Annotated in this window: 22 protein-coding genes and 1 riboswitch; of the genes, 11 read left to right on the top strand and 11 right to left on the bottom strand. The window is 44.7% G+C overall.

Going from position 1 to position 25,921, the window contains the following annotated elements; all coding sequences use genetic code 11:
- Nucleotides 1-38: 38 nt before the first annotated feature.
- Nucleotides 39-344 (bottom strand): DUF6482 family protein, encoded by a 306-nt coding sequence (locus tag ACZ5ZC_RS04105; RefSeq protein ID WP_005397804.1) that lies wholly within the window; start codon nt 342-344, stop codon nt 39-41.
- Between the two features lie 108 nt (nt 345-452).
- Here ACZ5ZC_RS04105 and ACZ5ZC_RS04100 point away from each other — a divergent pair, with 108 nt between their 5' ends.
- The 3 genes from ACZ5ZC_RS04100 to gbpA all read left to right on the top strand — a co-directional run bounded on the left by ACZ5ZC_RS04100 (nt 453) and on the right by gbpA (nt 4,456).
- The gene (locus tag ACZ5ZC_RS04100) at nt 453-1,934 is read left to right on the top strand and encodes an FAD-binding domain-containing protein (protein WP_464931408.1); all 1,482 of its coding nucleotides are present in this window, start codon (nt 453-455) and stop codon (nt 1,932-1,934) included.
- Between the two features lie 80 nt (nt 1,935-2,014).
- Nucleotides 2,015-2,515, top strand: coding sequence for a fasciclin domain-containing protein (locus ACZ5ZC_RS04095; protein ID WP_464931407.1), 501 nt, complete (start codon nt 2,015-2,017; stop codon nt 2,513-2,515).
- A gap of 271 nt (nt 2,516-2,786) precedes the next feature.
- Nucleotides 2,787-2,887, top strand: a riboswitch (cyclic di-GMP riboswitch).
- Between the two features lie 105 nt (nt 2,888-2,992).
- Nucleotides 2,993-4,456 (top strand): N-acetylglucosamine-binding protein GbpA, encoded by a 1,464-nt coding sequence (gbpA, locus tag ACZ5ZC_RS04090; protein ID WP_464931406.1) that lies wholly within the window; start codon nt 2,993-2,995, stop codon nt 4,454-4,456.
- A 53-nt stretch (nt 4,457-4,509) separates the two neighbouring features.
- On the opposite strand, the gene ACZ5ZC_RS04085 is transcribed toward gbpA, so the two are convergent.
- Nucleotides 4,510-5,382, bottom strand: a complete 873-nt coding sequence (locus tag ACZ5ZC_RS04085) for a patatin-like phospholipase family protein (protein ID WP_048625429.1) — start codon at nt 5,380-5,382, stop codon at nt 4,510-4,512.
- 179 nt (nt 5,383-5,561) lie between these two features.
- Complete coding sequence (locus ACZ5ZC_RS04080; RefSeq protein WP_005397799.1) at nt 5,562-6,203, bottom strand: MarC family protein; 642 nt, start codon at nt 6,201-6,203, stop codon at nt 5,562-5,564.
- Between the two features lie 195 nt (nt 6,204-6,398).
- Between ACZ5ZC_RS04080 and nfsA the strand changes: the two genes are divergently transcribed.
- Nucleotides 6,399-7,121 carry an oxygen-insensitive NADPH nitroreductase gene (nfsA, locus tag ACZ5ZC_RS04075; protein ID WP_006740796.1) on the top strand — a complete coding sequence of 241 codons (723 nt, stop codon included), beginning with the start codon at nt 6,399-6,401 and terminating at the stop codon, nt 7,119-7,121.
- A 65-nt stretch (nt 7,122-7,186) separates the two neighbouring features.
- Here nfsA and ACZ5ZC_RS04070 read toward each other — a convergent pair whose 3' ends face one another.
- Nucleotides 7,187-8,080: a hypothetical protein gene (locus tag ACZ5ZC_RS04070; RefSeq protein WP_006740797.1), complete on the bottom strand. Its 894-nt coding sequence runs from the start codon at nt 8,078-8,080 to the stop codon at nt 7,187-7,189.
- Between the two features lie 456 nt (nt 8,081-8,536).
- Here ACZ5ZC_RS04070 and ACZ5ZC_RS04065 point away from each other — a divergent pair, with 456 nt between their 5' ends.
- From ACZ5ZC_RS04065 to ACZ5ZC_RS04045, 5 genes are all read left to right on the top strand, one after another.
- Entirely contained in the window at nt 8,537-9,655 is a 1,119-nt protein-coding gene (locus tag ACZ5ZC_RS04065; protein ID WP_006740798.1) for a polysaccharide export protein, read from the top strand.
- A 130-nt stretch (nt 9,656-9,785) separates the two neighbouring features.
- A complete protein-coding gene (locus ACZ5ZC_RS04060) occupies nt 9,786-10,226 on the top strand; it encodes an arsenate reductase/protein-tyrosine-phosphatase family protein (protein ID WP_031780663.1) in 441 nt (146 codons plus the stop codon).
- Between the two features lie 55 nt (nt 10,227-10,281).
- The gene (locus tag ACZ5ZC_RS04055; protein ID WP_237311393.1) at nt 10,282-12,447 is read left to right on the top strand and encodes a polysaccharide biosynthesis tyrosine autokinase; all 2,166 of its coding nucleotides are present in this window, start codon (nt 10,282-10,284) and stop codon (nt 12,445-12,447) included.
- Between the two features lie 366 nt (nt 12,448-12,813).
- Nucleotides 12,814-14,079: a DUF1835 domain-containing protein gene (locus ACZ5ZC_RS04050; RefSeq protein WP_464931405.1), complete on the top strand. Its 1,266-nt coding sequence runs from the start codon at nt 12,814-12,816 to the stop codon at nt 14,077-14,079.
- A gap of 402 nt (nt 14,080-14,481) precedes the next feature.
- Nucleotides 14,482-15,786, top strand: coding sequence for a dicarboxylate/amino acid:cation symporter (locus tag ACZ5ZC_RS04045; protein WP_005397791.1), 1,305 nt, complete (start codon nt 14,482-14,484; stop codon nt 15,784-15,786).
- Nucleotides 15,787-15,890: 104 nt separating this feature from the next.
- Here ACZ5ZC_RS04045 and ACZ5ZC_RS04040 read toward each other — a convergent pair whose 3' ends face one another.
- The 4 genes from ACZ5ZC_RS04040 to ACZ5ZC_RS04025 all read right to left on the bottom strand — a co-directional run bounded on the left by ACZ5ZC_RS04040 (nt 15,891) and on the right by ACZ5ZC_RS04025 (nt 18,775).
- The gene (locus tag ACZ5ZC_RS04040; protein ID WP_047009638.1) at nt 15,891-16,265 is read right to left on the bottom strand and encodes a YkvA family protein; all 375 of its coding nucleotides are present in this window, start codon (nt 16,263-16,265) and stop codon (nt 15,891-15,893) included.
- Between the two features lie 171 nt (nt 16,266-16,436).
- Nucleotides 16,437-17,561 carry a M20 family metallopeptidase gene (locus tag ACZ5ZC_RS04035; RefSeq protein ID WP_054866806.1) on the bottom strand — a complete coding sequence of 375 codons (1,125 nt, stop codon included), beginning with the start codon at nt 17,559-17,561 and terminating at the stop codon, nt 16,437-16,439.
- 9 nt (nt 17,562-17,570) lie between these two features.
- Nucleotides 17,571-18,038 (bottom strand): YjiG family protein, encoded by a 468-nt coding sequence (locus tag ACZ5ZC_RS04030; RefSeq protein ID WP_005396746.1) that lies wholly within the window; start codon nt 18,036-18,038, stop codon nt 17,571-17,573.
- Nucleotides 18,038-18,775, bottom strand: coding sequence for a nucleoside recognition domain-containing protein (locus ACZ5ZC_RS04025; RefSeq protein ID WP_237311398.1), 738 nt, complete (start codon nt 18,773-18,775; stop codon nt 18,038-18,040). The genes ACZ5ZC_RS04030 and ACZ5ZC_RS04025 overlap by 1 nt, the downstream gene beginning before the upstream one ends.
- Before the next feature lie 448 nt (nt 18,776-19,223).
- Between ACZ5ZC_RS04025 and ACZ5ZC_RS04020 the strand changes: the two genes are divergently transcribed.
- Both ACZ5ZC_RS04020 and ACZ5ZC_RS04015 read left to right on the top strand, forming a co-directional pair.
- Nucleotides 19,224-19,511, top strand: a complete 288-nt coding sequence (locus ACZ5ZC_RS04020; protein ID WP_054866868.1) for a hypothetical protein — start codon at nt 19,224-19,226, stop codon at nt 19,509-19,511.
- A 96-nt stretch (nt 19,512-19,607) separates the two neighbouring features.
- Nucleotides 19,608-20,324 carry a DsbA family protein gene (locus ACZ5ZC_RS04015; protein WP_170902755.1) on the top strand — a complete coding sequence of 239 codons (717 nt, stop codon included), beginning with the start codon at nt 19,608-19,610 and terminating at the stop codon, nt 20,322-20,324.
- 67 nt (nt 20,325-20,391) lie between these two features.
- Here ACZ5ZC_RS04015 and ACZ5ZC_RS04010 read toward each other — a convergent pair whose 3' ends face one another.
- From ACZ5ZC_RS04010 to glgB, 3 genes are all read right to left on the bottom strand, one after another.
- Nucleotides 20,392-22,452, bottom strand: coding sequence for an alpha-amylase (locus ACZ5ZC_RS04010; RefSeq protein ID WP_464931805.1), 2,061 nt, complete (start codon nt 22,450-22,452; stop codon nt 20,392-20,394).
- Between the two features lie 180 nt (nt 22,453-22,632).
- Complete coding sequence (gene mtgA, locus ACZ5ZC_RS04005; RefSeq protein ID WP_253651951.1) at nt 22,633-23,310, bottom strand: monofunctional biosynthetic peptidoglycan transglycosylase; 678 nt, start codon at nt 23,308-23,310, stop codon at nt 22,633-22,635.
- A 151-nt stretch (nt 23,311-23,461) separates the two neighbouring features.
- A complete protein-coding gene (gene glgB / locus ACZ5ZC_RS04000) occupies nt 23,462-25,657 on the bottom strand; it encodes a 1,4-alpha-glucan branching protein GlgB (RefSeq protein WP_374071103.1) in 2,196 nt (731 codons plus the stop codon).
- Between the last annotated feature and the right edge of the window lie 264 nt (nt 25,658-25,921).

Raw genomic sequence — 25,921 nt, 5'->3', positions numbered from 1 at the left:
CGTAAGGTGGCTCGCTTTTACTATGCACCAACACTCTTTCAATACAGTTTTGTATCCCTCACCAAAACCTCTAGTTGATTGTCTCTTTTGCCTTCGGGTAGCCCCACCATCTCGTCATAAGCACTTTTATGTACTAAAACCTGCTTATTTGCTTTGATATTCTTGCACTTCTTTTGCATCTCGATAAGGGAATGAGCCCTCAAAAAGATACCGTTGTCATCAGTGATGAATTGCGCTTTCCCATCAACTACGACAGATGCTTGATACAATGCGAGATCAAGCGAGTGAATGATCAATTTATCTACGTAGAAGAACTTTTCTAACTTACTCAGTGGTATCGACATATCTCACCTCCTTGTGAGCAACCTCTACGTTTTAATGAACAAAACCGATCATTAGGTGAAATCTCTTCGGATCATTTGCGTACAACATCGGAAACAAAGAGGATTCCGATGCAAACAATCAATGTCGTGTGGTTAAAACGAGATTTAAGACTGACTGACCACCAGCCCTTAACACAAGCATTGTCGTCAAAGCACCCAACGGTACTTTTATATATTGTTGAACCGTTGCTGTTAAACAACCCTCACTATTCTGAGCGTCACTGGCGATTTATTTGGCAATCATTGCAAGACATGAATGAGACGCTCAAAGCCTATGGACACCGCATCACGGTTCTGTTTGGCGATGCCTTAGCATGTTTTCAATCAATTCAAATTCAATATCAAATCAACGCTGTGTTTTCTCATCAGGAAATAGGGCTCAACTGCACCTTTGAGCGCGATAAGCAAATTGCCGACTGGCTGCATGAGCAGAACATCACGTGGTTTGAGTTCGAGCACGGTGCTGTTATTAGAGGAGCAAAAGGCCGGCAGGGTTGGGACAAACATTGGGATTTGGTCATGAGAGCCTCCATAAGCCCTCTTGAGCTGCAGACCAACTTGTTGCATTCATTGGATGCAGAATCTCTCGGCTGCGCGTTTTCGCCACCTTCATCCTGGCTATCAAAATGCAAAGGAATGCAAACGGGAGGAAGCCAACTCGCTTGGAAAACACTGGAAGATTTTTTCAATCGACGAGGTCGCGATTATTATCGAAGCATCTCTAATCCTACAGCCTCACGTACAGCCTGTACTCGCCTTTCTCCATACCTCGCTTGGGGTAATATATCCTTGCGTGAAGTTTATCAGTACCTATTGAAATACTGGCAAGTTGCTGGGTTTCGTCGCAGCTTAATTGCGTTGTCTTCACGGCTGCATTGGCACTGTCACTTCATGCAGAAATTCGAGTCGGAATACGACATGGAGTTTTACTGTGTTAACCGGGCTTACGAACCGTTGATTAAACAAAGTAGCACTTTCGATGAAGAAAAGTTAGCAGCATGGAAATCCGGGCATACAGGCATACCTTTGATCGATGCCTGTATGCGCTGTTTGCATCAGACTGGCTATATAAACTTTCGCATGCGTGCCATGCTGGTTAGTTTTCTCACTCATCACATGAACATGGATTGGCGAACTGGCGTGACGCATTTAGCGCAACTATTCCTCGACTTTGAGCCTGGTATTCATTACCCACAATTCCAAATGCAAGCCGGGGTAACTGGGACCAATACAATCCGGATTTACAACCCGGTTAAGCAAGCCCAAGAACATGACCCTGATGGCGCGTTCATCTATAAATGGGTGCCTGAATTGCAAATGGTCCCCACCCCACTATTGTTCGAGCCCTGGACAATGACACAGATGGAAACCGTCATGTACCACTTGAAACCGGATAGCCGTTACCTAGCGCCTATTGTCGACCTAAATAGCGCAGCTAAAGACGCAAGGGAGCGTCTATGGACATGGCGCAAACGGGCCGATGTAAAACAAGAAGGCAAACGGATTTTAACGCGACACGTGAGACCATCGAAAGAAAGCAGGGCTCGTTGATCATCTCTTCATTTAGATACGTACAAACGGAGACATTCTCTAGGGAAACCGTTGTACCCTCAACTCGTAAGGAACACATTATGTTTAAACGTATCTTGGTTATCACGGCTACATTGATGGCGACTTTATCTTTTATGCTTCCCGTCAAGGCTCATGAGCATGGCATGATGAAGGCTGATATTGTCGACGTTGCCACTGAAAACGGCTCTTTCAATACACTTGTCGCTGCAGTGAAAGCGGCTGATCTAGTCGATACACTCAAAGGAGAAGGACCATTTACTGTTTTTGCACCAACGGATGACGCTTTTGCAAAACTGCCTGACGGTACAGTCGATATGCTCTTAATGCCGGAAAACAAAGACAAGTTAGTATCCATTTTGACTTATCACGTCGTCCCAGGGAAAGTAATGGCTGCCGATGTTGTTAAGCTGGACAAAGCGACTACGGTTCAGGGGCAAGACGTGATGATTAAAACCATGGGTGATAAAGTCATGGTCAACGATGCAAATGTAATGGCAACCGATGTGAAAGCTAAAAACGGCGTCATTCATGTTATTGATACCGTCATTATGCCTAATTAAATGATTCAGAGGGCGGTATATTCCGCCCTTTAAACGGTGCTTCTTCTATCCTTAATACTGCCCCTTCCCACATTCAACCCAACAACTAGCAACCCATTCACTCTAACTATAAAAAAGACAAAAACAACATTAAAACCAATACCTTAGAAGCAAAATAGCACAATATCAATGAGGCTGGCGTACCGTTACCTTTCAATTTGAGAACATGATTCCATGTCAGTGTCGTTTACTTTTCCACATGTAAATTCTTGAGCTAAATTTTGGCTGCTCAATCACATTTCGGCAAACCACTCGAAAGGGTGGGACGCAAAGCTTCCGGTCTGTCAGCATTCCATCATCAAAAGTAATGCTCATGATAGCGGGGTTGCCATGTTGCAACACTACATTATCCAAAGTATGGATTCATACAGCGTTGCTTCATGCTCAGCATGCGCCGAGGTGTGACATTAATTTGTCAGCCATAACAGAGGACATGTGATGAAATCCTTCCCAACCAAATCCGTACTTGCATTAGCACTTGCAAGCATTAGCTCAAGTGCTGCGGCTCACGGCTACGTATCAGAAACCAATGATGGTGTCGCTGCAAGTCGCGCGGCACTATGTAAGTATCCAACACCTGATACTAAAGAAAAAAATAATAACTGCGGTGCCATTCAATACGAGCCACAAAGTGTTGAAGGTCCTGATGGTTTTCCACAAACAGGGCCTCGCGATGGAAAAATATCAAGTGCCGAAACCGCTCTAGCTGCCGCTCTTGATGAACAAACTGCCGACCGCTGGGTTAAACGTCCTATTCAATCAGGTACACAGACTTTTGAATGGACATTTACCGCTAACCATGTGACGCGTGACTGGAAATATTACATCACCAAACCTGATTGGAACCCAAATGCCTCACTATCACGCGACTCGTTTGATCTGACTCCTTTCTGTGTAGTCGACGGCAATATGGTTCAACCTCCAAAACAGGTGAGCCATCAATGTAATGTGCCTACGCGAGAGGGGTATCACGTCATTCTGGCGGTATGGGATATTGGCGACACAGCGGCTTCATTTTATAACGTGATCGATGTGAAATTTGATGGTGACAGTCCAGTCATTCCAGATTGGACGCAAGGCGGTCAAATTATTCCGACGATGGATTTAAATGTTGGAGATTCGGTTTATACACGCGTATTTGATCAGGCGGGTGAAAACATAGCTTATCGAACCGAGCTAGAAATTACCGATGCAGTCATGGGCAAAGCGAAAAATTGGTCTTACGCTCTAGCAACGAAGATCAACCAAGAGCAAACTAAACTGCAAGCTGGACAGTATGCCGAGGATAAATTCACTCCTGTTTATGGTACTAACCCGGTGTACCTGCAAGCTAATAGCGGCCTTGAGCGTGTAGAAATCGGCTACAAGATAGAAACTCCCGCTCCAGAGTATTCACTCACAGTAGATGGCTTAGCAGACGAATATATTATTGAGTCAACACCGACAACGTTGGATCTGACACTCACTGCTGAAGGCGATTTAAACGCAGAACTCACCGTGTACAATCACCACCGTGAGCCACTTGCAAGCTGGGCAGATGAAATGAAAGACGGTTCGGTAGAGGCTGTATCGCTCGCTTTAACCAAATCAGAGCCTGGTCACCATATGCTCGTGACTCGTATTAAAGACAAAGATGGCAACTTGGTGGATCAGCAAACGCTCGACTTTCACTTAAAAGAAGAGTCAGTAACGCCACCACCATCTGGCGAGTACGATTTTGTCTTTCCTGAAGGGCTATCTAGCTACACGGCGGGCACAAAAGTGCTTGCAAGCGACGGTGCCATTTACCAATGTAAACCTTTCCCATACTCTGGTTACTGTGTACAGTGGAAAGAAAGCGCAAACCAATACGAACCAGGAACTGGTTCACACTGGGAAATGGCTTGGGATAAAGTCAACTAAATCGCCCTTTGAACGTTAAATAAAAAGAGCCTCGCTATGAGGCTCTTTCATTATCAAACGCAAAAATGGCAGTTTTCCCGATCTAAACCGTGAACACCTGACAAATTAGCCAAATGAGCCCGCCCTTCAATCAGCCCCATTTCATAACCTTCCAATAGAACGTTTTGTCGCATTGATAAGCGCTGAACAGGAAAATTATCTGGTGGTGCAATCACTCTGACATGCGTTCCCGGTGGAGGGTTACGAATAAATTCCAACGATTGATTGTAGTTATCTGCACGTCTTAACATCGCGTCCGCCATTTTAGGATGTTCGGCAAATAACTTCTTCATCAGCCATGTGGTTTTTACTGGCTTCTTGGCATAATTTAGCGGGTGAGAAAGCACAACGGTTATGTCTCGAGCCCCGCGACGATAAGCCTCACGCACCGGGATGGAATCTGCCACCCCGCCATCGGTATAGCAGCCTCCAGAAAAGCAAGGGGTATGCTTGTATGCAATGGGTAACGCTGTTGTCGCTTCAATCGCATGGTGAAAATTATCACGCGTCACGCGATAATAATCTGCCTGTCCTGTATCTACATTCGTCGTCGCTGCCAGAAAAGGAATGCCATTAAACAGTTTATTTTCATCGACGGGATACAAACGATTAGACTCTTCAAACAGCCACTTCACATCAATGAGGTCCCCACCTTTAACGAATCGAGTCGGATCAAAAAAGCGTTTACTCGTTGCCAGCTTAGTAATGACATTAATGCTGCGATGCGGATAGTCGGTCAAATAACCAATCAAGTTTGATGCGCCAGCAGATACACCAATGGCAAAGTCAAACGGTTTATAACTCTGCTCTAAAAACGCATCTAGCACTCCGCTTGCGAAGACACCTCGCATCGCGCCACCTTCCACTACAATTGCTTTTGTTGCCATATTTCCCCCATTATTCTTGCCAAAAGAGTAATGAAATTCGTGCAATCAAAACAATTGAATATTCTTATTATTGAAATAGGTGAAGTCTATTTATTTCTTTCTTAGAAAGTGAAAACTAAAGTTCAAAAAATCCACACCAGCTAGAAATGTAGGTGTGGATTTAGACGAGATGGAGACGCCTATGAGAAAACAGTTTTATAGGCTTCGCCCGCGCCATCAATAAACATTTGAGTACCGATAACCGCTAGGATTAAGCCCATCATTTTCGTCACGACGTTCAGAGCACTCGGTCCAACTGCTTTGACCAATTTGTCTCCAAATAAAAACAATATATAGGTAATAACACACAACACAGCAAAAGAAACGATGGTAATAATGGTTTGATCAAAACCACCCGCCGTAGCAAAGTTCATCGCGGTAGCAATCGTTCCAGGCCCTGCTAATATCGGCATTGCAAGTGGAGAAACGGCGATGCTCAACGCCGCCTGCTGCTGCGCTGGAGAATACGCTTTCTCTTTAGTTTTCTGATGCGTCGAATCACCTTGAAGCATATTAAAACCGATCAAAAACACCAAGATACCGCCCGTTATTCGCAAGGCGTACAGCGTGATACCAAACAAATCAAAAATTAATTTACCGGCGATCGAAAATATCGCAATGATGACAAATGCAATAAAAACAGAACGAAGCGCCATGGAACGCACGGTTTCTTTATCCTCATCTGCCGTTAAACTCAAAAAGATAGGAATATTGGCGATGGGGTTCATGATCGCAAAGAAGCCCATAAACACCGTGACTGTATGAACGATGAGTTCTTTCATATTTTCCACTGCAGTTAAATTGTTGATTCTAAAAACAGTATATACGCTCTCAAGCAGAACGAGTGATGTATTCTCTATTCATCTTCACACTTATGCGCTAAGCATTGTTTTTCTTTTGAGATAGTTTACCGACTCATCAAATATCGCTAAGGTGAGGCTTCAGCCTTTACATGTAACAGGGGATGTTAAGTCACCATGAACAGTACGATACAAACAATTCTCAATCACCGCTCAATTCGAAAGTTCACCTCGCAACCTATTGAAAGCGAACAATTAGAAACGATTCTACAAGCTGGCCTTGCGGCGTCTTCATCAAGTATGTTGCAAGTCGTCTCAATTATCCGCGTTACCGATAAAGAAAAGCGTACGCTATTGGCACAATATGCGGGGAATCAAGGGTACGTTGAAAGCGCTGCTGAGTTTTTGGTGTTTTGCATTGATTACCAGCGCCACGCCAGTATCAATCCTGATGTGCAAGCTGATTTCACCGAGTTAACACTTATCGGTGCTGTTGATTCTGGCATCATGGCACAAAACTGCTTACTTGCGGCAGAGTCTATGGGACTAGGAGGCGTGTATATTGGTGGCTTACGAAACAATGCTCAAAAAGTCGACGAGTTACTAGGCCTACCTAAAAATACAGCCATTTTATTTGGTATGTGTCTTGGTCATCCAGATCAAGCCCCTGAAGTTAAGCCACGTCTACCTGCTCATGTCGTGGTGCATGAAAATCAGTATCAAGACCTAAATTTGGATGATATTCAGGCTTATGACCAAACCATGCAAAACTACTATGCAAACCGTTCGAGCAATCAAAAACAAAGCACTTGGTCACAAGAAGTCACCAGTAAACTAGCTGGCGAATCACGTCCGCACATCCTGCCTTACTTAAACAGTAAAGGGCTCACTAAAAGGTGATGAACACAGTACAATAGGATCAAAAAAGGCCTCTGAAGAGGCCTTTTAATTATCAGTACAGTTAATTAGTTACCGCCTGAACCACCTGATGGCGGATCAACAGGATCAACTGGTTTGCCTGGCTTCGCATCTGGAATCGGTGGCACTACCGGTTTGAAATCATCTACAGGTTTTCCTGCTTCGATCTCTTTTTCAACCTGGTTAACTACATCTTTAGTATCTTCTTCAGATACCTCTACGTAAATAACATCACCAGAATCATTTTTAGGGTAATTTGGGTTCTTCTTAATTACCTCTTCAGTTACAGCTTTGGCTGCTACTGAAATTGCTTTCGGAGAAGCCGTAGGGTTCGCTTTAATGACATCTGAAACTACATTCGCTGTAGCAACCAGTTTAGTCGCTAATGCTTTTGTTGCAGCATCACCACTCTCATCTAACTGCTTAACTACACTTTCAGTATTGCGAAGCAAATCATTAACTGAAACGCCCATCGCATTGACATCAAGACCTAAATCAGCAAACACTTGCTCTGCAACCTCTGGCGTGTAAATTGCACCTTCTTCCAAAGTATCCGTTACTAGAGTAGTAAACGGTGAACCTGTTACAGGTGCATCTGCTTGCGCTAGACCTTTTGGAATTTTGTAATCAGTTGTAATACGTTTACCATTAGATGCATCTACACTCTTATCAGTGTGCTTTAATGTGAAAGTACACTCACTTGGAGCACTAACTACGTCTATGTGACTAATGCGCGCATAGCCAACCATACCTTTGTAGTTTGTTGTCAGTTCATCAGCCTTACCTTTTAAATCTCCACCACAGTCGTAAGAGACTTCCATGCCGATAACAGCTGGATCATAAGCCTGTACTGAGTATGTTTTTACCTCAGGATCGCTGTCACTACCACAACCTGCTAGTAGGACTGCAGCCACACTTGCCGTTAAAAGTTTGATTTTCAAAATTAGCTCCAATATTTGTTGTTATATCCGACCGCAACAGGAAGCATAACGGCAGTTGCATATGGTGTAAATAGGATGCATACAATTTTGGCATGAGTTTTTTCACATTCCTGCCTGTTTACATGTGCAAAATCATGCATTCATCTCAATAACGCTAAATAGACATAATTTTGTCATGTATTCGTCAGTATTTTTTTAAGTATGTAGTTGCCTTTATTGCAACCAGATGGATAATGGTTGACTATTTTTGTGGGGTAGATTTTTCACCTTCATAAATGAAACTAAGAGCTCTAAGTCGCTAGCAGCCATTTGGAGTGTTTATTACACAAATAATTCTGAATGGACTCGCTTTCTAAAGGCTTAAAACTGCAGTAAATCGTCAACATTGATGAAATGCAGTTCAATTAGAATGAATCAATTTCAGTCGGCAAACTTTCTTTCGGTAGTTATAAACCAATGAACACATTTAATAAATTTTTGGGGATATCAGTACTTCCTATCCTTCTTACAGGGTGTACTCTGCCTGGTAGCCACCTTTCGGTCAGTGACAAAACAGTAATGAGCACTGAATCGAGTGATATAGAATCGCAGGTTACGGTTTATCCTTTAACTTTGGAGCGAGTGACCTCTTTAAATTCAATAGATCCTTTTTCAAAGCCAAATCCAGAGTTAGATATTGAAATCGCCAAGTATGAATACGAAGTAGGACCTGGTGATATCTTAAATATTACTATTTGGGACCACCCAGAGCTCACGATCCCAGCTGGCTCATATCGTAGTTCAGCCGAAGCAGGTAACTGGGTGCATTCGGATGGCACGATCTTCTACCCTTACATTGGCGTTGTACACGTTGAAGGTAAAAACGTTCGCCAAATTCGTGCAGACATTGCCAACCGTCTTGCAAAATACATTGAGAGCCCGCAAGTCGATGTAAGCGTTGCAGCATTTCGCTCTAAAAAGACTTATGTGACTGGCGAAGTGAACAAGCCAGGGCAACAACCAATCACAAACATTCCTCTTACACTTCTTGATGCCGTGAATAGAGCAGGCGGACTGGCAGCCGAAGCCGATTGGCGTAATGCAACACTGACGCGAAACGGTGTCGTTGAAAATGTCTCTTTGTATGCTCTGATGCAACAAGGCGACTTAACTCAAAACCGTCTTCTAAAGCCAGGTGATATTGTTCATATTCCCCGTAACGATGCACAAAAAGTATTTGTTATGGGCGAAGTTAACGATCCGAAGCTACTCAAAATTGATCGCAGCGGTATGAGCCTTACTGAAGCTCTAAGTAGCGTTGGTGGTATTAATGAAATCTCCGCCGATGCTACTGGCGTCTTCGTCATCAGACGTTCAAAAGAAGAAGCTAAAATGGCGGACATTTATCAGTTGGATGTTTCTGATGCTTCTGCTTTGGTGATTGGAACAGAGTTTGATCTCAACCCATACGACATAGTCTATGTAACAGCCGCGCCTGTTAGCCGTTGGAACCGCGTTATTGCTCAACTTGTTCCAACCATTTCCGGCTTTAACGAATTAACCGAAGGTGTACTACGAGTACGCACTTGGCCGTAAAAACGACGTGCCGCAAGAAAGTTATCTCTTGCGGCATGCATTCAATAGTTACGTAGCTCAATTGTGCAATATAAAGAAGCAAGCAATTCAGTTGGGATCATAGGCATACAATTTAAAATAGGGTAAGCATTTGTTTTCTAATATTCTTGTCGTCTGTGTAGGTAATATTTGCCGCTCTCCAACAGGAGAGCGGCTTTTGCAGTCTTTACTACCAAACAAACATGTCGCGTCAGCGGGAATCGCGGTGGATAAAAGTCATTTAACAGGAAAAGCTGCTGATGATATGGCAACCACCATCGCGAATGAACATGGCGTAAGCTTAGATGGACACGAAGCACGACAATTAACACCTGAGCTTTGCGCTCAATACGATCTGATATTGGTTATGGAAAAAGGTCATTTAGAAGCCTTAACCAAAGTCGCTCCTGAGGCACGAGGCAAAACGATGCTGTTTGGACAATGGATAAGTGAAAAAAACATTCCTGATCCATACAGACAAAGTAGAGAAGCCTTCGAACATGCTTATACGCTTATAGAAAAAGCAGCAAAAGCGTGGTCTCAAAAACTATAAGCCGCAAGGCTAAATAAATAAACGCCAATGGCAAGGTATTTAAGAAGTTAAAGTAATGACAACACAAACTATTAAGCAATCACGTCAAGCCGACGATGAGATCGATTTGGGAAAGTTATTTGGGATCATTCTTGATGCCAAATGGCTCATTCTATGTACCGTAGTCCTATTTTCAATTATAGGCGTCGGCGTTGCCATTCTATCAACACCTATCTACAAAGCTGACGCTCTTATCCAAATTGAAAGTAAGAGCTCCGGTGGTATTTCAGCGATGGTTGGTGATATGGGAGAGCTGTTTTCAGCAGAGTCATCAGCGACAACAGAAATTGAGATCATTAAATCTCGTATGATTTTGGGTGGTACAGTTGATAAGTTCAACTTAACCACGGTCGTCTCTCCGAATTACATGCCTATCATCGGTAAGGGCTTAGCTCGACTGCAAGGCGAACAAATCAGTCTGAGCGTTTCACGATTTAATACCCCTTCTTACGCAGTTGGAATTCCTCTAACTCTCGAAGTTATTGATTCTGAAAAACAGACGTTCAAACTTATAGAAGATGACAATAACGTCATTTTAGAAGGTAAGGTTGGCGAGCTCATTGAAAAGAACGGCTATCAATTCTTAGCTACAGAAATGATAGCGCAAGACGGCGCATCGTTTACCGTGAGTAAAGTCAGCAAATTAGATGCAATCAATGCACTGCAACAAAACTTATCGATTAGCGAACGTGGTAAGCAAACCGGGATTATTTCTTTAAGCTTCTCTGGTGAAGATCGCGCTAAGATTCAAGCTATCTTGAACGACATTAGCCAGAACTACTTCTTGCAAAACGTTCAAAGAAACTCAGCAGAGGCAGAGCAAAGTCTCGAGTTCTTGAAAGGCCACCTTCCAGACATCAAAACAAAACTGACCGCTTCTGAAGACGTTTTAAATCGATTCCGTCAAGAAAATGAATCTATCGACTTAGGCCTTGAAGCTCAATCAACGCTGAAAGTGATGGTTGAATTAGAAGCGCAGTTAAATGAGCTTACATTCAAAGAGAGTGAAATCAGCCAGCGCTTTACACAAGATCACCCGGCTTATAAGTCTCTGCTTGATAAACGTGAGACGCTACTCAAAGAGAAAGAGCGTCTTAATAAACAAGTTCAAAAGTTACCGAAAACACAGCGTGAAGTTCTACGCATGACGCGCGATGTAGAAGTAAACCAACAAATCTACATACAGCTATTGAACAAGGTTCAAGAGCTCAACATCATTAAAGCAGGAACCGTTGGCAACGTTCGAATCTTAGATAACGCTCAATCGTTCTCTAAGCCAATCAAGCCGAAAAAAGCGCTTATCGTTGTGCTAGCAACACTGCTTGGCGGCATGGCAGGCGTGGCTTTCGTATTAATTCGTGCGGCATTCCACCGTGGTGTAGAAACACCAGATCAAATTGAGCAGATTGGTATGCCTGTTTACGCTAGCGTTCCAAAATCTATTCAACAACTGGAATTTGCAAACAAGCTTAAACGAAACAAAGGCAGCAACGATGAGCTAGTCCTTCTTGCTGAAGCTAACCCGGCCGATCTTTCCATCGAGGCCCTGCGTAGTCTTCGTACTAGCCTGCACTTTGCGATGATGGAAGCGAAGAACAATGTTCTTATGATTTCAGGTCCAGCACCATCTATCGGTAAAACGTTTGTATCGACAAACTTTGCAGCCGTCGCTGCAAAAACAGGTCAGAAAGTACTGCTTATCGATGCGGATATGCGTAAAGGTTATTTGCAGCAATGTTTTGGTTTACGTTGGGATAACGGTCTTTCTGATTATTTGAGCGGCAAGACATCCCATAGCAATATCATTAAATCAACATCCATCGACAATCTAGATGTGGTTACTCGTGGCCAAGTACCACCAAACCCGTCAGAGCTTTTGATGCATCCTCGCTTTAAGAGCTTTGTTGACGAAATGTCGGCGCAGTACGATCTTGTGATCATCGATACGCCGCCTGTACTCGCGGTTACCGACCCAAGCATTGTTGGTGCAATCGCAGGAACAACACTGATGGTAGCTCGTTTTGATCAAACGACTTTGAAGGAAATTGAAGTCGCACAAGGTCGCTTTGAACAATCCGGCGTGGAAGTAAAAGGCGTGATTCTAAACGCCGTAGAGAAGAAAGCGTCAAACTCATACGGATATGGTTACGGTTACTATAACTACGCTTACAAGAGCGAGTAATTAATATCTACATGTATTACAAAGCCCTGCTAGACCTAGCAGGGCTTTTTTATTACTGGATCCTGTAATGCATATCTACTAGAAAACGGATGGTTGTTAGCATCTACATAGGCATTGGCTGTCAAACTATTCAGCACTTCTTTAATGGGGCTGATATTTTGTGATGCAGCTCTCTCATGAATAGTTGCATGATGGATTGTGAAACTCTACTATCAGCCTGCTCACGCCTAAAGCCCCCAACACTCGCGGAAAGAACTTGGTTCACGGCAACTCTTCTACCCTACTCTGTGTAGCAGGCACAATCTGTTTTTACCTTCTTTTTAGCTTCTATTTAGGCGAGTGTGGAAGAGATAAGAAAGGTGAAAAATGAACTCTACAAATAGCTTCTTAATCAACATTAACCAACAAAAATCCGTTGCTAAAAAAAGGCTCAAAGCTATACGTCAACACGATGATGAGATGTTGGATCGAGTTAAGCGATTTCACTCCAAACCAGAATCATTAGCTCCCAATACAATTCAATTAGCTGACGTTCAACATTCGCTAGCCAGAGAATTAGGTTTACCCAGTTGGAGTAAATTAAAAGCGCATGTCCAAGAGTTAGAAGCTCACAAAGACGCCATCAAAAATCACTTCCCTCCTCTTGATAGCGAACTAAAAACGCTCCATGTCCGCTGTGGGCATGATATTCAGCAACGGCTTAAAGACAGCGGATTCAAGGGGAAATTTTTAGCCCTGATAGATCCGCTTTGTATGGGTCCAATCCCAGCAACACCACAAAACTTCCTTGCCATTCGTGCCCAATATGTCGTAGAGACTCTGCTGCCCGTGATGAAGCGTGAAGACTCAGTGCAAGATATTGTCAAATTTGAGCAAGCTAATATCGATACGCTGCTCAGTGATACATTTGAACGAATCGTCTTTTGGGTCGAACATGACAGCTATGACCAATTAATGCTGATTCGTGCCCTAACGTTGTTAGAGAATGTAGAAAACAAGGTGATAGAGATCATTGAATTGAACCAGTTCCCTGGCACTGAGCGATTCATCGGTTTAGGGCAGTTGCCTAAAGAGGCTATTCGCGCTTGTTGGCAATACCGTAAACCCGTGACAGCCAAATTATTCAGTCAGGCTAAACATTCCTGGCACGCTGTCACATCACCGACCCCCATCTCTATGGTTAATTTGATCGAGCAGCATGATCTAGATTGCTTACCCAATATGCTCAACGTGCTAATACGCCATATGCAAGAGTTACCTCATTCACAAACAGGATTAAGCTTGACTCAGCAGATTGCATTAGAGGTCCTAAGTTCTCAAAATCGTTCAATTCTCATCAAAGATTGGTTTGAGCAATATCAACAACGTGAACCTCTGCCTTACCTGGGCGATACGATGTTTTACGCCTTACTCCTCCCTCTAGCACAAGGTCAAACGCCTTTAATCACGATTGAGTCACGTGAAAGGGAGTGGTGGGAACAAAGCGTCCATATCACTGAGACTGGTCTGCATTGTTTGGAAGGCTTCATCCGAGCGAAGCAACGCTATTGGGTTGGGGGTATTAGCAATACCACTCAGAATAATTGGAGTTGGGATCACCTCCAATTATCTACATTGACCAACCTTCATTGATTCATCGGATAAATAACATAAGCAGGGGCATAGACGGCTCGTTAGCCCCTTGTGTTCAGCCCAATACAAAAACAATCAAAAAGAGACGGCTTCTAGCCTGAATAAAATCTAGATAGTTATGCAAGAGCAACATTCCTTAGAGATAATATGCACTCCATTTACTACTAAAAATAAATGTAAATACTCTTTCTTATCGGTTGTATGTTCGATAAAAGTGTTAAAATACAAACTTTTCGACCAGTCAAATAGTTAAGGTTTGGTTAAAACTCTATTTTTATTAGTGATAAAGTTCACATCTATTAACCATTTAGAGGATTATTCTTTCGTATTTTCTCACTCCACTGCTACTCTGCTCGCCGCTTTGAAGTGAACTCAAGGTGCATAACTATAAGGAGTGTTCTCATGAATACCAAGAAACCGATGTCGCTAACCAGCCGCGTAATTTTGGGTATGGTAGCGGGTATCTTGACAGGATTTGCAATTCGCACACTTTTTGCCGGCAACGGATTTGTCGACGCATACATTGTTAATGGATTATTTGAAGTTGGTGGACAGATCTTCGTCGCCAGCTTAAAAATGCTCGTAGTCCCTCTAGTGTTTGTTTCACTAGTTTGTGGTACTAGCTCCCTCAAAGACCTTTCTACACTGGGTCGCATGGGTGGTAAAACCCTCGCTTTCTACGTTACAACAACGGCTATCGCGATTACGCTTGCTCTAACTATGGGTACTCTGTTCCAGCCAGGTGCTGGCGCTGACCTAACCGCAGCAAGTTCATTCAAATCAGCAGAAGCACCATCTTTGGGTCAGGTGATCATCGATATGTTCCCAACCAACCCTATCAGTGCGATGGCTGAAGGTAAAACCCTGCAAGTTATTGTGTTCGCAGTGCTATTTGGTATCGCGATCAGCGCAGCAGGCAAACCTGGTGAACGTATTGCAGCGTTCTTCTCTGATCTGAATGAAGTGATCATGAAACTGGTTGCGATTTTGATGAACTTGGCGCCTTATGGTGTGTTCTTCTTAATGGCGAAGCTATTTACTGGTCTTGGTCTGGGCGCAATCGTCAATCTGGCAGAGTACTTCTTAGTACTGGCGGGTACGCTTGTCCTGCACGGCCTAGTCACTTACAGCTTAATGTTAAAAGGTTTCACTGGTCTAAATCCAATTACGTTCCTACGTAAGATGGAAGACGCGATCATGTTTGCTTTCTCGACCGCATCATCAAACGCGACGATTCCAGTGACAATGGAAACGGCTAAGCACCGTATGGGGGTTGAGAACCGCGTATCATCTTTCACAGTACCACTTGGTGCAACCGTGAACATGGACGGTACGGCGATCATGCAAGGTGTAGCAACCGCCTTTATTGCTCAAGCCTTCAATATTGATTTAACTATGGGCGATTACCTAATGGTAATCATGACAGCGACATTGGCATCTATCGGTACTGCGGGTGTCCCTGGTGTTGGCCTTGTAATGCTAGCCATGGTATTGAACCAAGTTGGTCTGCCGCTTGAAGGTATTGCGCTCATCATGGGTGTTGACCGTCTACTTGATATGATTCGTACTGCGGTAAACATCACTGGTGACAGTGCAGTTACCGTCATTGTCGCAAAATCAGAAGGCGCATTGGATGAAGCTCGCTTCAACGATCCAATGGCAGGCGTAGCCGAAGAAGAAGTGCATCTTAAACGCGCTGACGCCTAAATCGTTCTACGATTACCATTCTGAAATTATATAGTCCTGTCTAAAAGAAAGCCCCGATGGAAACATCGGGGCTTTTGTTTTCTCCGCGTCTAGAAATGCTTTTTCTAATCCGCCATCGAATTCAGTTTTTCTCTAGCTTGCTCTTCGTGTTCTTTAGTGATGGCATTGCCAACAGAGTTGGCGGCTAAGGTAAGCGCTGCCATGTCATCGGTAAAGCCGACGCCTGCGAGAACATCTGGCACCATATCGGTGGGTAATACGAAGTAAGCCAATGCGCCACCTAAAATCGCCTTATGGCGAACGGCGGTGTTGGAATCTGTCATCGCGAGCCATGATTTGATGCCCATAACGGCAATTTCTTCACCCGCTTTCTTAACCGACCCTTTCATTTTGCGCCAGAATGTTTTCTCATCTGGCGCTTGCATCGTTTGATCTTTGGCGTCTTTCGGCGCCGATTTTACAGACATTGTTGTGCTCATCGTTGCCTCCGAAATTTATGACTGTGGCCAACATATTAATAAATCGAACCTGAACGCAAGATTAATAACAAGAAATGATAGTAAAGTGAAACAAAAACACGGATAGAAAAATCCCCAAACCGAAGTCCGGGGATTATTGTCTTGGGAACCAAGCTTTAGAAGCAGAATGCCTTATTGAGCAATCTTCTCCAGTACACGCATCAGCATTTTGATACGTGGTTCGATAGACTCAAGCAACAAGTACTCTTGGTCACTGTGGAAACCTGCACCGATAGGTCCTAGACCATCCAAAGTTGGAACGCCAAGAATTGCCGTATTGTTTGCATCAGAGCCGCCACCCACTTCTTTCCAGTTGATGTCGATAGCCAGTTCACTTGCTGCGTCTTCAACTAATGCCATCAGGCTTTCGGTTTGCGCGCTTGGCACCATAGAAGGTTTGTAAGCTTCACGAACCAACTCGATGCTAACGCCATCAACGAATGGTGTTTCCAGCATGCCGTTTAGCTTGCTATCGACATCATCGTATTCTTCATTACTCCAGAAACGCACATCCACGATCGCTTCAGCGTGCTCAGGGACGATGTTTGCGCCGTTACCGCCAGACACAATACCCACGTTTAATGTGGTGCCAGATTCGAAGTTCGTCATGGCATTGATTGCGAGAATCCAGTTCGCCATCTCGGTAATTGCACTGCGGCCATTTTCTGGCTCGTTGCCAGCGTGGGCTGCAATGCCATTAAACGTGATTTTGTAACGCGCCATGCCTTTGCGCGCTTTGACTAAACCGCCGTCTGCACGTGCTGCTTCTGCCACCAATACGTTCTTCGCGTTTTTTGCAACAGATTGAATCCAGTCGACCGAATATAACGATCCGGTTTCTTCGTCTGGGTTCATGCAGATACAAATCGACAGTTTATCCAACACCGCTTGGTCGAGGTTACGCATCGCGTACACAATATTCAGCAAGCCAGATTTCATGTCCGAGACACCCGGACCGTACGCTTTTTCAGGGTCTTGAGACATAGGACGTAATCCAGCGGTACCGACAGGGAACACTGTATCCATGTGACCAATCAGCATCACGTCAACTTGCTCTGCTTCAGGCTTGTTTCGAACTTCAAGACCGATGCCCGCTCTGCCACAGTCGATGCGTTTTACGCTCCAACCTGACATCGCTTGGTACTTCTCTTCAAATTGAGAAGCGATGAACTCAATGCCATCAGTGGTGTACGTACCACAATCGACATTAATGAGAGGACGAAGTTCTTCGAGATATTCATTGAGAGAAAACTGCATGATTGCTCCTTAAACAAACAAGTTCATGACTAGCATTGCGCCAAATGCGTTCAATACGGAAATCGCAATCATGACTGGGATGTAACGACCTTCAGTACCGATAGGTCCCATAATTCGACCCATGTACTGAACCTGTGAGCCCATTAGGTAAATTGCAGGTGCAAGAATCGCGATGTGCGTACCATTCAAGATGCCTTGGTCAAACAATGTGATAACCACGCCAACTGCGCCGCCCATCGACATCCAAGCACCAATCAGCACCGCAGCTGCTTCACCTGGCAAACCAAAAACCGCCATTACTGGAGAAAATACCGAGCCCATCAAATCCAACGCGCCAGTAATCTGTAACGCTTTAATGATGACAAACGCCATAAGAACGTTAGGCACGGTTGATGTTGTCGCAATAACCCAGCCTTTTTTAGCGCCTTCAACGAAAATATCCGTCACCATCGGCTTACTTGCTTTTACGTCACTCATTACGCCGTCTCCTCTTTTAAGTTCTCAGATTTGTTTTGATCTTGCTTGTCTTCTTTACCTTCTGTGATGTTTAGGTAGATACGGAATAAGTTCGCGCCCACAATTTTAAATAAGAACATCACCACAACCGCCAAACCAATAGAAGACGTTACGGCAAGCGAACCATCCGCCATCGTCAGCGTAAACAGCACCGCCCCTGAGGAAAAAAAGTTAACAATGGTGGCACCAGCGGTGAACTGGAACATAGTGAACACATCGGTTTCGCGTTTGGTAAGATGGCCTTCATCTTTAAGCTGACGAGTCATCGCCGCACCTGCGTCGGTACTTTGCAGCGAAGCGATAAGAGCCAAACCAGAGTTACCTGGAATACCCATAGTTGGACGAAGAAGCGGCGTTAACAGTTTGCGTGCTGCTTCTAGTGCGCCATAGTGCTCAAGTACATTGATCATACCCAATGCGAACATAACGGTAGGAATCAAAGTAAGTGCAAAAATGAAACCGTCACGTGCACCGCTACCACCAGTACCACGAAGCGACGTTGTTGCAACTTGCACACCGTCAGCCGTTTCGGTAACACCATAAGCCACCTTGCCGAAAGAGCCATTCAACGTGGTGAAATCAAATACGCCATACCATTCGTTCGATTGCATGAGACCAGAAAAGAAGACGACCGCAAACGCCAGTGCAACGTAGCACCCCAGCGTAACTTTGCGCTCGGTTTGAACAGGATTTTTCATAACATTACCTACACATGTGGGACAGGACACATATGTTCACCCGAATAATGTGCTAGAGAGATGATCAAAATCAATCCGCCTGCCGAACATTCTGGCGACTCAGTTATGAAGTTTTGTTTTATGATTTTAATCACATTTGAAAGATAATAAAAATTTGTGCTAACAATTAGGTATATTAATCTATATCGATACCTCAGGAATTCTTCATCAATCCGACCAATGATTCTGACGAATATTGCTTTCTACAACATTCATGACGTACTTCATACTTTGGCATTGAGGCGATATCGATTAACTCGAAAGTAACATTCCATAATGAAATTTAGGTTAGGATTGTCCGGTCACATGCAAACGGCATAAACCAGAATCAACAGGACTAGGCAGCCCATTGTTACGCTCACAACCTAAAATAGCCAAGTGGACACTCGCCCTCGTATTTTGGGTGGTGATGGTATGTTTAAGCCAAAACTCCGGCTTCTCGAAAAGCTGCCCTAAGGCTCACCAGATACAGAGTCAGCAAGATGAAAGCGTGAATTTATCACCATCTTGCGACCTTTCAGAGAAGCTAGTTCAAGCGTACCAACACCAGTTGGATCATATTCTTATTCCATTTTTTCTGTTTGCTTTGATTGTGGCGCTGCCGATGGCATCCACAGCAATTCATTATCTGGAATACACTGAACCGATACCGGAAAAGTGTCGGGTTCACCTAAAACTTTGCGTGTTTAGAGAATAAACCTAGCAAGGCGAAAGACCTTATCGCCTGACTTTTGTACGTATTTTATTCACTTCACATAACAAACAACGAAATTTAAAAGTTTTAGGAAATATTATGACATTCACTCGTACACTTTTGACGTTAACGATGGCTATCGTACCTGCCGTATCTTTCGCATCAGAAAAGACCGCAGAACAAAAGCTGGAGGAAGTTACTCAGATACTAAAAGAGAATCCTCAAATTCTTGATTCATTGCACCAAAACCTTCAAGAGTACATTGCGTATCAACAGTCATTTGGCGACACCTTGAAGGAGGTTCGTCACTATCTAAGTGATGGCAAACATTCCTCTTTTGGTGCTGAAAACCCTGAGTTAACCATTATTAACGTAACGGACTACAGTTGCCCTTTTTGTAAACGTTTAGAAGGAGAACTGGTCAAAGTTGGTGAGGAATATCCGCAGATAAAAGTGCTTAACCTCAATGTCTCTTTTAAAGAACAATACGAGAAAAACGGCTACAACTCGGCAAGTTACGCATTAAATGTTTGGCAAAACCAGCGAGATAAGTACGAACAAGTGCATGAGTTACTGGTGAAAAAACCGGGCGCACATGATGCACGTTCGTTAAAACAAATCGCGAAAAAAACGGGGACAGAAGCGCAGCTTGTCGACGACAAAGAGACCAAAGCGCTGCTTGATAAGAACTATCAGTATTTCACGCAACTTGGTTTACGCGGCACGCCTGCGTTGATCATTAATGATCAAGTCATTCCTGGCTATGTGCCGTTTGACGAGCTAGAAAAAGTCATCGACCAAGAACTGGCGAACTAAAACAACAAAGCCCTTCCTTGATAACTCAAGGAAGGGCTTTTTATTTATCGACATAAAGAGCGTTTAGTTACTTATTACGTCCTACAAACGCCACGACGACTTTGTCATTGCCAAGCGAGCGAGAGAACACATACGCGCCTTCTTGTTCAATCACTTCGTGCTGACCCGCACCAATCGCTGGGTGCACTTTACGAAACTGACCAAGGGTTTGCCAATGTTTCAGCAGCGCTTGCTTCTCATCCGATAATTTCCATACCATGTCAGAGCGTGTGCCTTGGTGGAAATCATCCGCGTAAGGGCCAATGTTACGACCCACTTCATCACCATAATAAACCTGAACCGCACCTGGGCTAAGAAGCAATGCGTTCGCCGCGTTACGTTGCATGCCGTAATCTTTAAAACGTGAGAAAAACAACTCCGTATCGTGAGAAGACATGTAACTGACTGGGTTGAAGTCTTTCTCGTTCGCGATAGTTTCCGCATAGCTTTGGTAAGTGTCTGCCATTTGGCTAAAGCACGCCGCGCCTTTGTCTAGCTTCTTCTGCATATCGAAGTTGATCAACGCGTCAAAACCATCATCGAAATAAGGGCTGCGATACGCGGTGTGTCCCCAGACTTCGCCCATCATCCAGAACGGCTGACCTGATTTGCCATTTTCTTTACGCCACTGTTCAAGACTGCTTGATGCCTCTTCTTTCAAGCGTTTCCACACATCACCTTCAACGTGCTTCACCGTATCGACACGGTAGCCATCAATGCCAAAGCGTTTCACCCAATCAGTTTGCCACTCAATTAGATAATCCGAGACGGTGTAATTGTCACGAGCTTCTACGCGAGTGCCAGGGTTATCTAATAGCCACTGAGCTGGTTTTACAGCTTTGCCTTGTTCGGTGATAAAGTCAGGCAGCCCCGCCAATGACATGGTGATGTCGCTACTGCCCGGAGCTGAGTAACCTGGCAAGCCGGTTCTTACCCAATCGCCGCCCCACCACTTCGCCCAGTTAGGACTCTGATAATCAATATTCTGGTGATAGCTATGCCAATTTTCACCCGCTTTTGGTTGCCAGTCGCCCCATTTCTTGGGCAGATCGGCATTAGGCTTTAACACATCAATACCGTCGAACTGTAGATCCGCCAATGTTGAGTAACCAGAATGGTTGATAACCGCATCCATCAAGACTTTGAGGCCACGTTTGTGTGCCTCTTCCACCAGCGTTTTTAAATCTTGTTCATTACCGAAGTTCTCATCAATCTGGGTGAAGTCACGCGTCCAGTAGCCGTGGTATGCATAAAACGGAAATGAACCACTATCGCCACCACCGACAAAGCCGTGCACTTGCTCAACGATTGGCGACAACCAAATCGCGTCTGTACCTAGGCTTTTGATGTAATCAAGTTTCTCAATCACGCCTTTAAGGTCACCGCCGTGGAAGGTACCTATCTCTTCTTTGCCGTCTTTTTTGCGACCATAACTGTTGTCGTTACTTGCGTCTGCGTTGTTGAAACGGTCAACCATCACGAAGTAAATGTTCGCGTTTCGGTAATCAAATAGCACCGCTTCTTTGGTTTTCTGTACAGGCTCTAAAAGCACTAGGCCGCCAGAGTCTTTGCTTGGCGTCAGCGATACTTGCTGATCTTGCACTTCAACCATTTGCCCCGAGTAAGCATCTCGCAACTTGGTGCCATCCGGGAAACTGTCACCTAACGCAATGGTGACTTCTCCGCCTTGGTAAACCTCACATTGCACTTGTGGGATTGGGCGTTTGAATTCAGTTTTGGCGGCTTTCTTAGGTTCACGCTTAAAACGAAGTGTTTTGGCTTCTGCATCAAAAGCAAAAGAGTAATCGCCGGTAAAGCGGATTTTTAACGGCAGTTCCGTTGGTTTTCCGCAGTTCAGCGCAAGAGGTTTGTTGAACTTCACTTTCTGACCATCGGGTGCAACGCAATCACCTTCAACGCCCGTGATTTTAAGCGTGTATCCGTCTTTGGTTAGAGGCACAACCAAAGGCTGTTCTGCACTTAATGGGAAGTCACGGCTGTTGGTCGTGGTAGAAATGGTGATGTTAGGCTCGGCGATGGCACTTGCCGACGCAAGCAGTAAAGTAGTGGTAATCAGGTTCAGTTTCATCGTTCAGTCCATTGGTAGCACATGGTAACCATGCACATTTATTAGTTTTATTCACACTAATTGTGCCTAGGTAAGAAACTGAACACATCATTCTAACTGCCTACGCCCCAAAGGGTGTGACGCTTCACATTTTATTGATATAGGGGCGTAGTTCTATTTAAACACAATGGATTTAGGAACTTAAAGTTGCACGCTGCCAAGATTGCTCATTTGATTCATTGCCCATCTTGTGCGGCGAGCAGTGTAATCACTTTGTGGATAGACTTTGATTCGATATGGGTTTGGCAACACCACGGCTAAACGCGCTGCTTGCCACTTCGAGAGTTGCTTTGCACTGACACCAAAATAATTCTGCGCCGCCGCTTCAGCACCGTAAATACCGGGACCAAATTCAGCCACATTTAGATACACTTCGAGAATGCGCTCTTTACTCCACATCAGCTCCATCAGCAAAGCAAAGTAAAGCTCGTAAGCCTTGCGAGCGTAGGAGTGAGAAGGAAACAAAAACACATTTTTCGCGGCTTGTTGGGTAATCGTGCTCGCGCCTCTCGACGGGCCATTGTCACCTGCTTCGGCAATCACGTCGAATAGCGATTCGAAGTCCAATCCATAGTGATGAGGGAATTTTTGGTCTTCGGTCGCAATCACCGCTAACTGCATATTTTTTGAAATACGCGACAAGGGTACCCATTCGTGTTGGCTGCTATTTGGATAGTTCTTTGGTGGCGCAACAATGCGGCTTAACTTCCATCCCCATATTGGCGGATCGACATATTTCACCACACCAACCAAAACGACTGGGGCGATCAGAAATATCAACACCATTTTAAATAGAAATGACTTAAGCCTTTTCAACATGTGTGGCTCCCCAATGCATTAGCGATTGATGATAAACAAACCAGCGAGCTTGCCTGATTCAATCAGGAACAACAAGTTTTCGAGGTAAAAAATAGGTCAAAAAAAGCCCGATTTACATTGTAAAACGGGCTTAGAATTTGATTAGGTTGAATTATTTGTTCAGCTTGTAGAACACGGTTGAAAGAGGTGGTAAACGAAGCTCAAGTGATTGAGGCAGTGATTCACTTTCGACTTTTTCCGTTTTCACACTGGTCTGCACTTTAAAATCGCTGCCGCCGTATTTGCTGTCGTCCGTGTTCAGCAGTAGTTCGTATTGACCTGCATTTGGAACACCTAAACGGAAACGCTCGTGTGGTACGGGCGTAAAGTTGGTGATGATGAGAATACGCTCACCCTCTTTACTGATACGCTCGTGCGCTAGGATACTCGCATCCGCTTCGTCTTGTAGACGCCACTCAAAACCAGCAGGAACACAATCTTGATCGTGCATCGCCGCTTCATTTCGGTACAAGTGGTTCAAATCTCGCATCAGCTTTTGAACGCCTTGATGACGCTCATATTCCAGCAAGAACCATTGCAACTGATCATCGTGGTTCCACTCCGCCGTTTGGCCGATTTCCGCGCCCATGAAGTTCAGCTTTTTGCCCGGTTGACCATACATGTAACCGTAGTATGCACGTAGGTTTGCGGTTTGCTGCCATTCATCGCCCGGCATCTTGTTATGGATAGAGCCTTTGCCGTACACCACCTCATCGTGAGAGAGAGACAAGACGTAGTTTTCGCTGTGCGCATAAACCAACGGGAATGTGACGGTATTGTGGTGGTATTTGCGGTGAACAGGATCTTCTTTGATGTATGAAAGACTGTCGTGCATCCACCCCATATTCCACTTGAAGCCAAAACCTAAACCACCCATAAAGGTTGGCGCAGACACCCCCGGAAACGCCGTTGACTCTTCCGCAATCGTCATCGCATTCGGGAAGTGCTTGTACACTTCTTCGTTCATCCATTTTAAGGTTGCGATTGCGTCGTAGTTTTCGTTACCACCGTCGACGTTCGGTACCCACTGATCGTGACTACGTGAATAATCGAGATAGAGCATCGATGCGACTGCGTCCACGCGAATGCCATCAATATGGAATTGTTCAAACCAATACAGCGCATTCGATACAAGGAAGCGACGCACATGCTCACGGCCTAAATCATAGATGTATGAGTTCCAATCTTGGTGCCAACCGCGACGCGGATCCGGGTCGTGGAACAGAGGCGTACCATCAAAGTTCGCTAAGCCATGATCATCCGATGGGAAGTGCGCCGGAACCCAATCCAGCACTACACCGATACCAGCTTGGTGACACGCATCCACGAAGAATTTGAAATCATCAGGTGAGCCAAAACGGCTGGTTGGCGCAAACAAGCCAACGGGTTGATAGCCCCATGAACCGTAGAATGGATGCTCAGACACAGGCATCAGCTCAACGTGGGTGTAGCCCATATCCACAAGGTATGGCACCAACTGCTCCGCGAGTTCGCGGTAGTTGAGGAAATCGCCTTTCTCGTTGCGCTTCCATGACCCAGCATGCAGCTCATAAAACGATAACGCTTCATCACGCTTTTGTGTCACTGCGCGATTTTGCCATTTCGCATCTTGCCATTGGTAACGCTTGTGATCGTAAGTAATGGATGCGAACGATGGGTACTGCTCAGAGTAAAAACCCCAAGGGTCTTGTTTGTGTGGCAGCCCTTCCCCATTTGGCCCTTTGAGCTCAAATTTGTACTGAACGCCTTCTTCTAAGCCAGGAATGAACAAGCCCCAAATGCCATAATCTAAACGTTGCATTGGGTGACGACGACCGTCCCATTGGTTGAAGCAACCCACAAGGCTAACAGCCGATGCATGCGGTGCGTAGACAAGGAAGCGAACACCGGAGATGTTTTCACCGCCACGTTCTAGCGTGACAAAGTGTGCGCCCATATAGTGATACATGTCTTTGGGCGTATGCAGATGCTCGTACTCTTGGTAAATATTGTGGTACTGGTACGGGTCATCAATAATTTGTTCAACACCATTCCAATCGACCGCCAAACGGTAGTGGGTCAGGTGTAAATCGCGTTGCTCTTTTAAGATGAAACCGCTGTCGCCATCACGCTCAAGCGCCACGCGAGGTTCGCCATTAACAAGCAGTTCAACCTTGTTTGCGCCCGGCATCCACACTCGCAGCGATCCTTCGCCATCATCAATGAATGGCCCCAACGCCGAAAATGGGTCTGAGTAAGCCGCCTCAGCAAGCAGTTCGTATGCGCGTTCGTGTTGTTTCTTTATTTTCTTGGTTTTGGTGGTTTTCAAATCTTTCTCCCTAGAGCCAATATCCTTTTCAAGACCAGAAATCTGAATCAAACATCGGTTTCTCCACAGCCAACGTTGTGAACTCACAAAAGACTTCGCTTAAAACATGTATGCATCAAGCGATGTCAAAAACAAAAAATGCCCGCTATTGTCGCGGGCATAATAACGGTACTTCATCCTAACGGATTGTGTTTTCGGAATGAGTGACCTAGACGGAACTTTCGTACCTCTGAGCTAACAAAATTGGTAATCCGCTCATTCATC

It is taken from the genome of Vibrio sp. JCM 18905, assembly GCF_055393305.1.
Note: the sequence above shows the minus strand (reverse complement) of the source record. Positions and strands in the feature narration are given on the sequence as shown.

What these genes read in the sequence shown, in the direction of transcription:
- ACZ5ZC_RS04105 (WP_005397804.1), bottom strand. Translation starts at nt 344, where the DNA reads ATGTCGATACCACTGAGTAAGTTAGAAAAGTTCTTCTACGTAGATAAA.
- ACZ5ZC_RS04100 (WP_464931408.1), top strand. Translation starts at nt 453, where the DNA reads ATGCAAACAATCAATGTCGTGTGGTTAAAACGAGATTTAAGACTGACT.
- ACZ5ZC_RS04095 (WP_464931407.1), top strand. Translation starts at nt 2,015, where the DNA reads ATGTTTAAACGTATCTTGGTTATCACGGCTACATTGATGGCGACTTTA.
- gbpA (WP_464931406.1), top strand. Translation starts at nt 2,993, where the DNA reads ATGAAATCCTTCCCAACCAAATCCGTACTTGCATTAGCACTTGCAAGC.
- ACZ5ZC_RS04085 (WP_048625429.1), bottom strand. Translation starts at nt 5,382, where the DNA reads ATGGCAACAAAAGCAATTGTAGTGGAAGGTGGCGCGATGCGAGGTGTC.
- ACZ5ZC_RS04080 (WP_005397799.1), bottom strand. Translation starts at nt 6,203, where the DNA reads ATGAAAGAACTCATCGTTCATACAGTCACGGTGTTTATGGGCTTCTTT.
- nfsA (WP_006740796.1), top strand. Translation starts at nt 6,399, where the DNA reads ATGAACAGTACGATACAAACAATTCTCAATCACCGCTCAATTCGAAAG.
- ACZ5ZC_RS04065 (WP_006740798.1), top strand. Translation starts at nt 8,537, where the DNA reads ATGAACACATTTAATAAATTTTTGGGGATATCAGTACTTCCTATCCTT.
- ACZ5ZC_RS04055 (WP_237311393.1), top strand. Translation starts at nt 10,282, where the DNA reads ATGACAACACAAACTATTAAGCAATCACGTCAAGCCGACGATGAGATC.
- ACZ5ZC_RS04050 (WP_464931405.1), top strand. Translation starts at nt 12,814, where the DNA reads ATGAACTCTACAAATAGCTTCTTAATCAACATTAACCAACAAAAATCC.
- ACZ5ZC_RS04045 (WP_005397791.1), top strand. Translation starts at nt 14,482, where the DNA reads ATGAATACCAAGAAACCGATGTCGCTAACCAGCCGCGTAATTTTGGGT.
- ACZ5ZC_RS04040 (WP_047009638.1), bottom strand. Translation starts at nt 16,265, where the DNA reads ATGAGCACAACAATGTCTGTAAAATCGGCGCCGAAAGACGCCAAAGAT.
- ACZ5ZC_RS04035 (WP_054866806.1), bottom strand. Translation starts at nt 17,561, where the DNA reads ATGCAGTTTTCTCTCAATGAATATCTCGAAGAACTTCGTCCTCTCATT.
- ACZ5ZC_RS04030 (WP_005396746.1), bottom strand. Translation starts at nt 18,038, where the DNA reads ATGAGTGACGTAAAAGCAAGTAAGCCGATGGTGACGGATATTTTCGTT.
- ACZ5ZC_RS04025 (WP_237311398.1), bottom strand. Translation starts at nt 18,775, where the DNA reads ATGAAAAATCCTGTTCAAACCGAGCGCAAAGTTACGCTGGGGTGCTAC.
- ACZ5ZC_RS04020 (WP_054866868.1), top strand. Translation starts at nt 19,224, where the DNA reads ATGGTATGTTTAAGCCAAAACTCCGGCTTCTCGAAAAGCTGCCCTAAG.
- ACZ5ZC_RS04015 (WP_170902755.1), top strand. Translation starts at nt 19,608, where the DNA reads ATGACATTCACTCGTACACTTTTGACGTTAACGATGGCTATCGTACCT.
- ACZ5ZC_RS04010 (WP_464931805.1), bottom strand. Translation starts at nt 22,452, where the DNA reads ATGAAACTGAACCTGATTACCACTACTTTACTGCTTGCGTCGGCAAGT.
- mtgA (WP_253651951.1), bottom strand. Translation starts at nt 23,310, where the DNA reads ATGTTGAAAAGGCTTAAGTCATTTCTATTTAAAATGGTGTTGATATTT.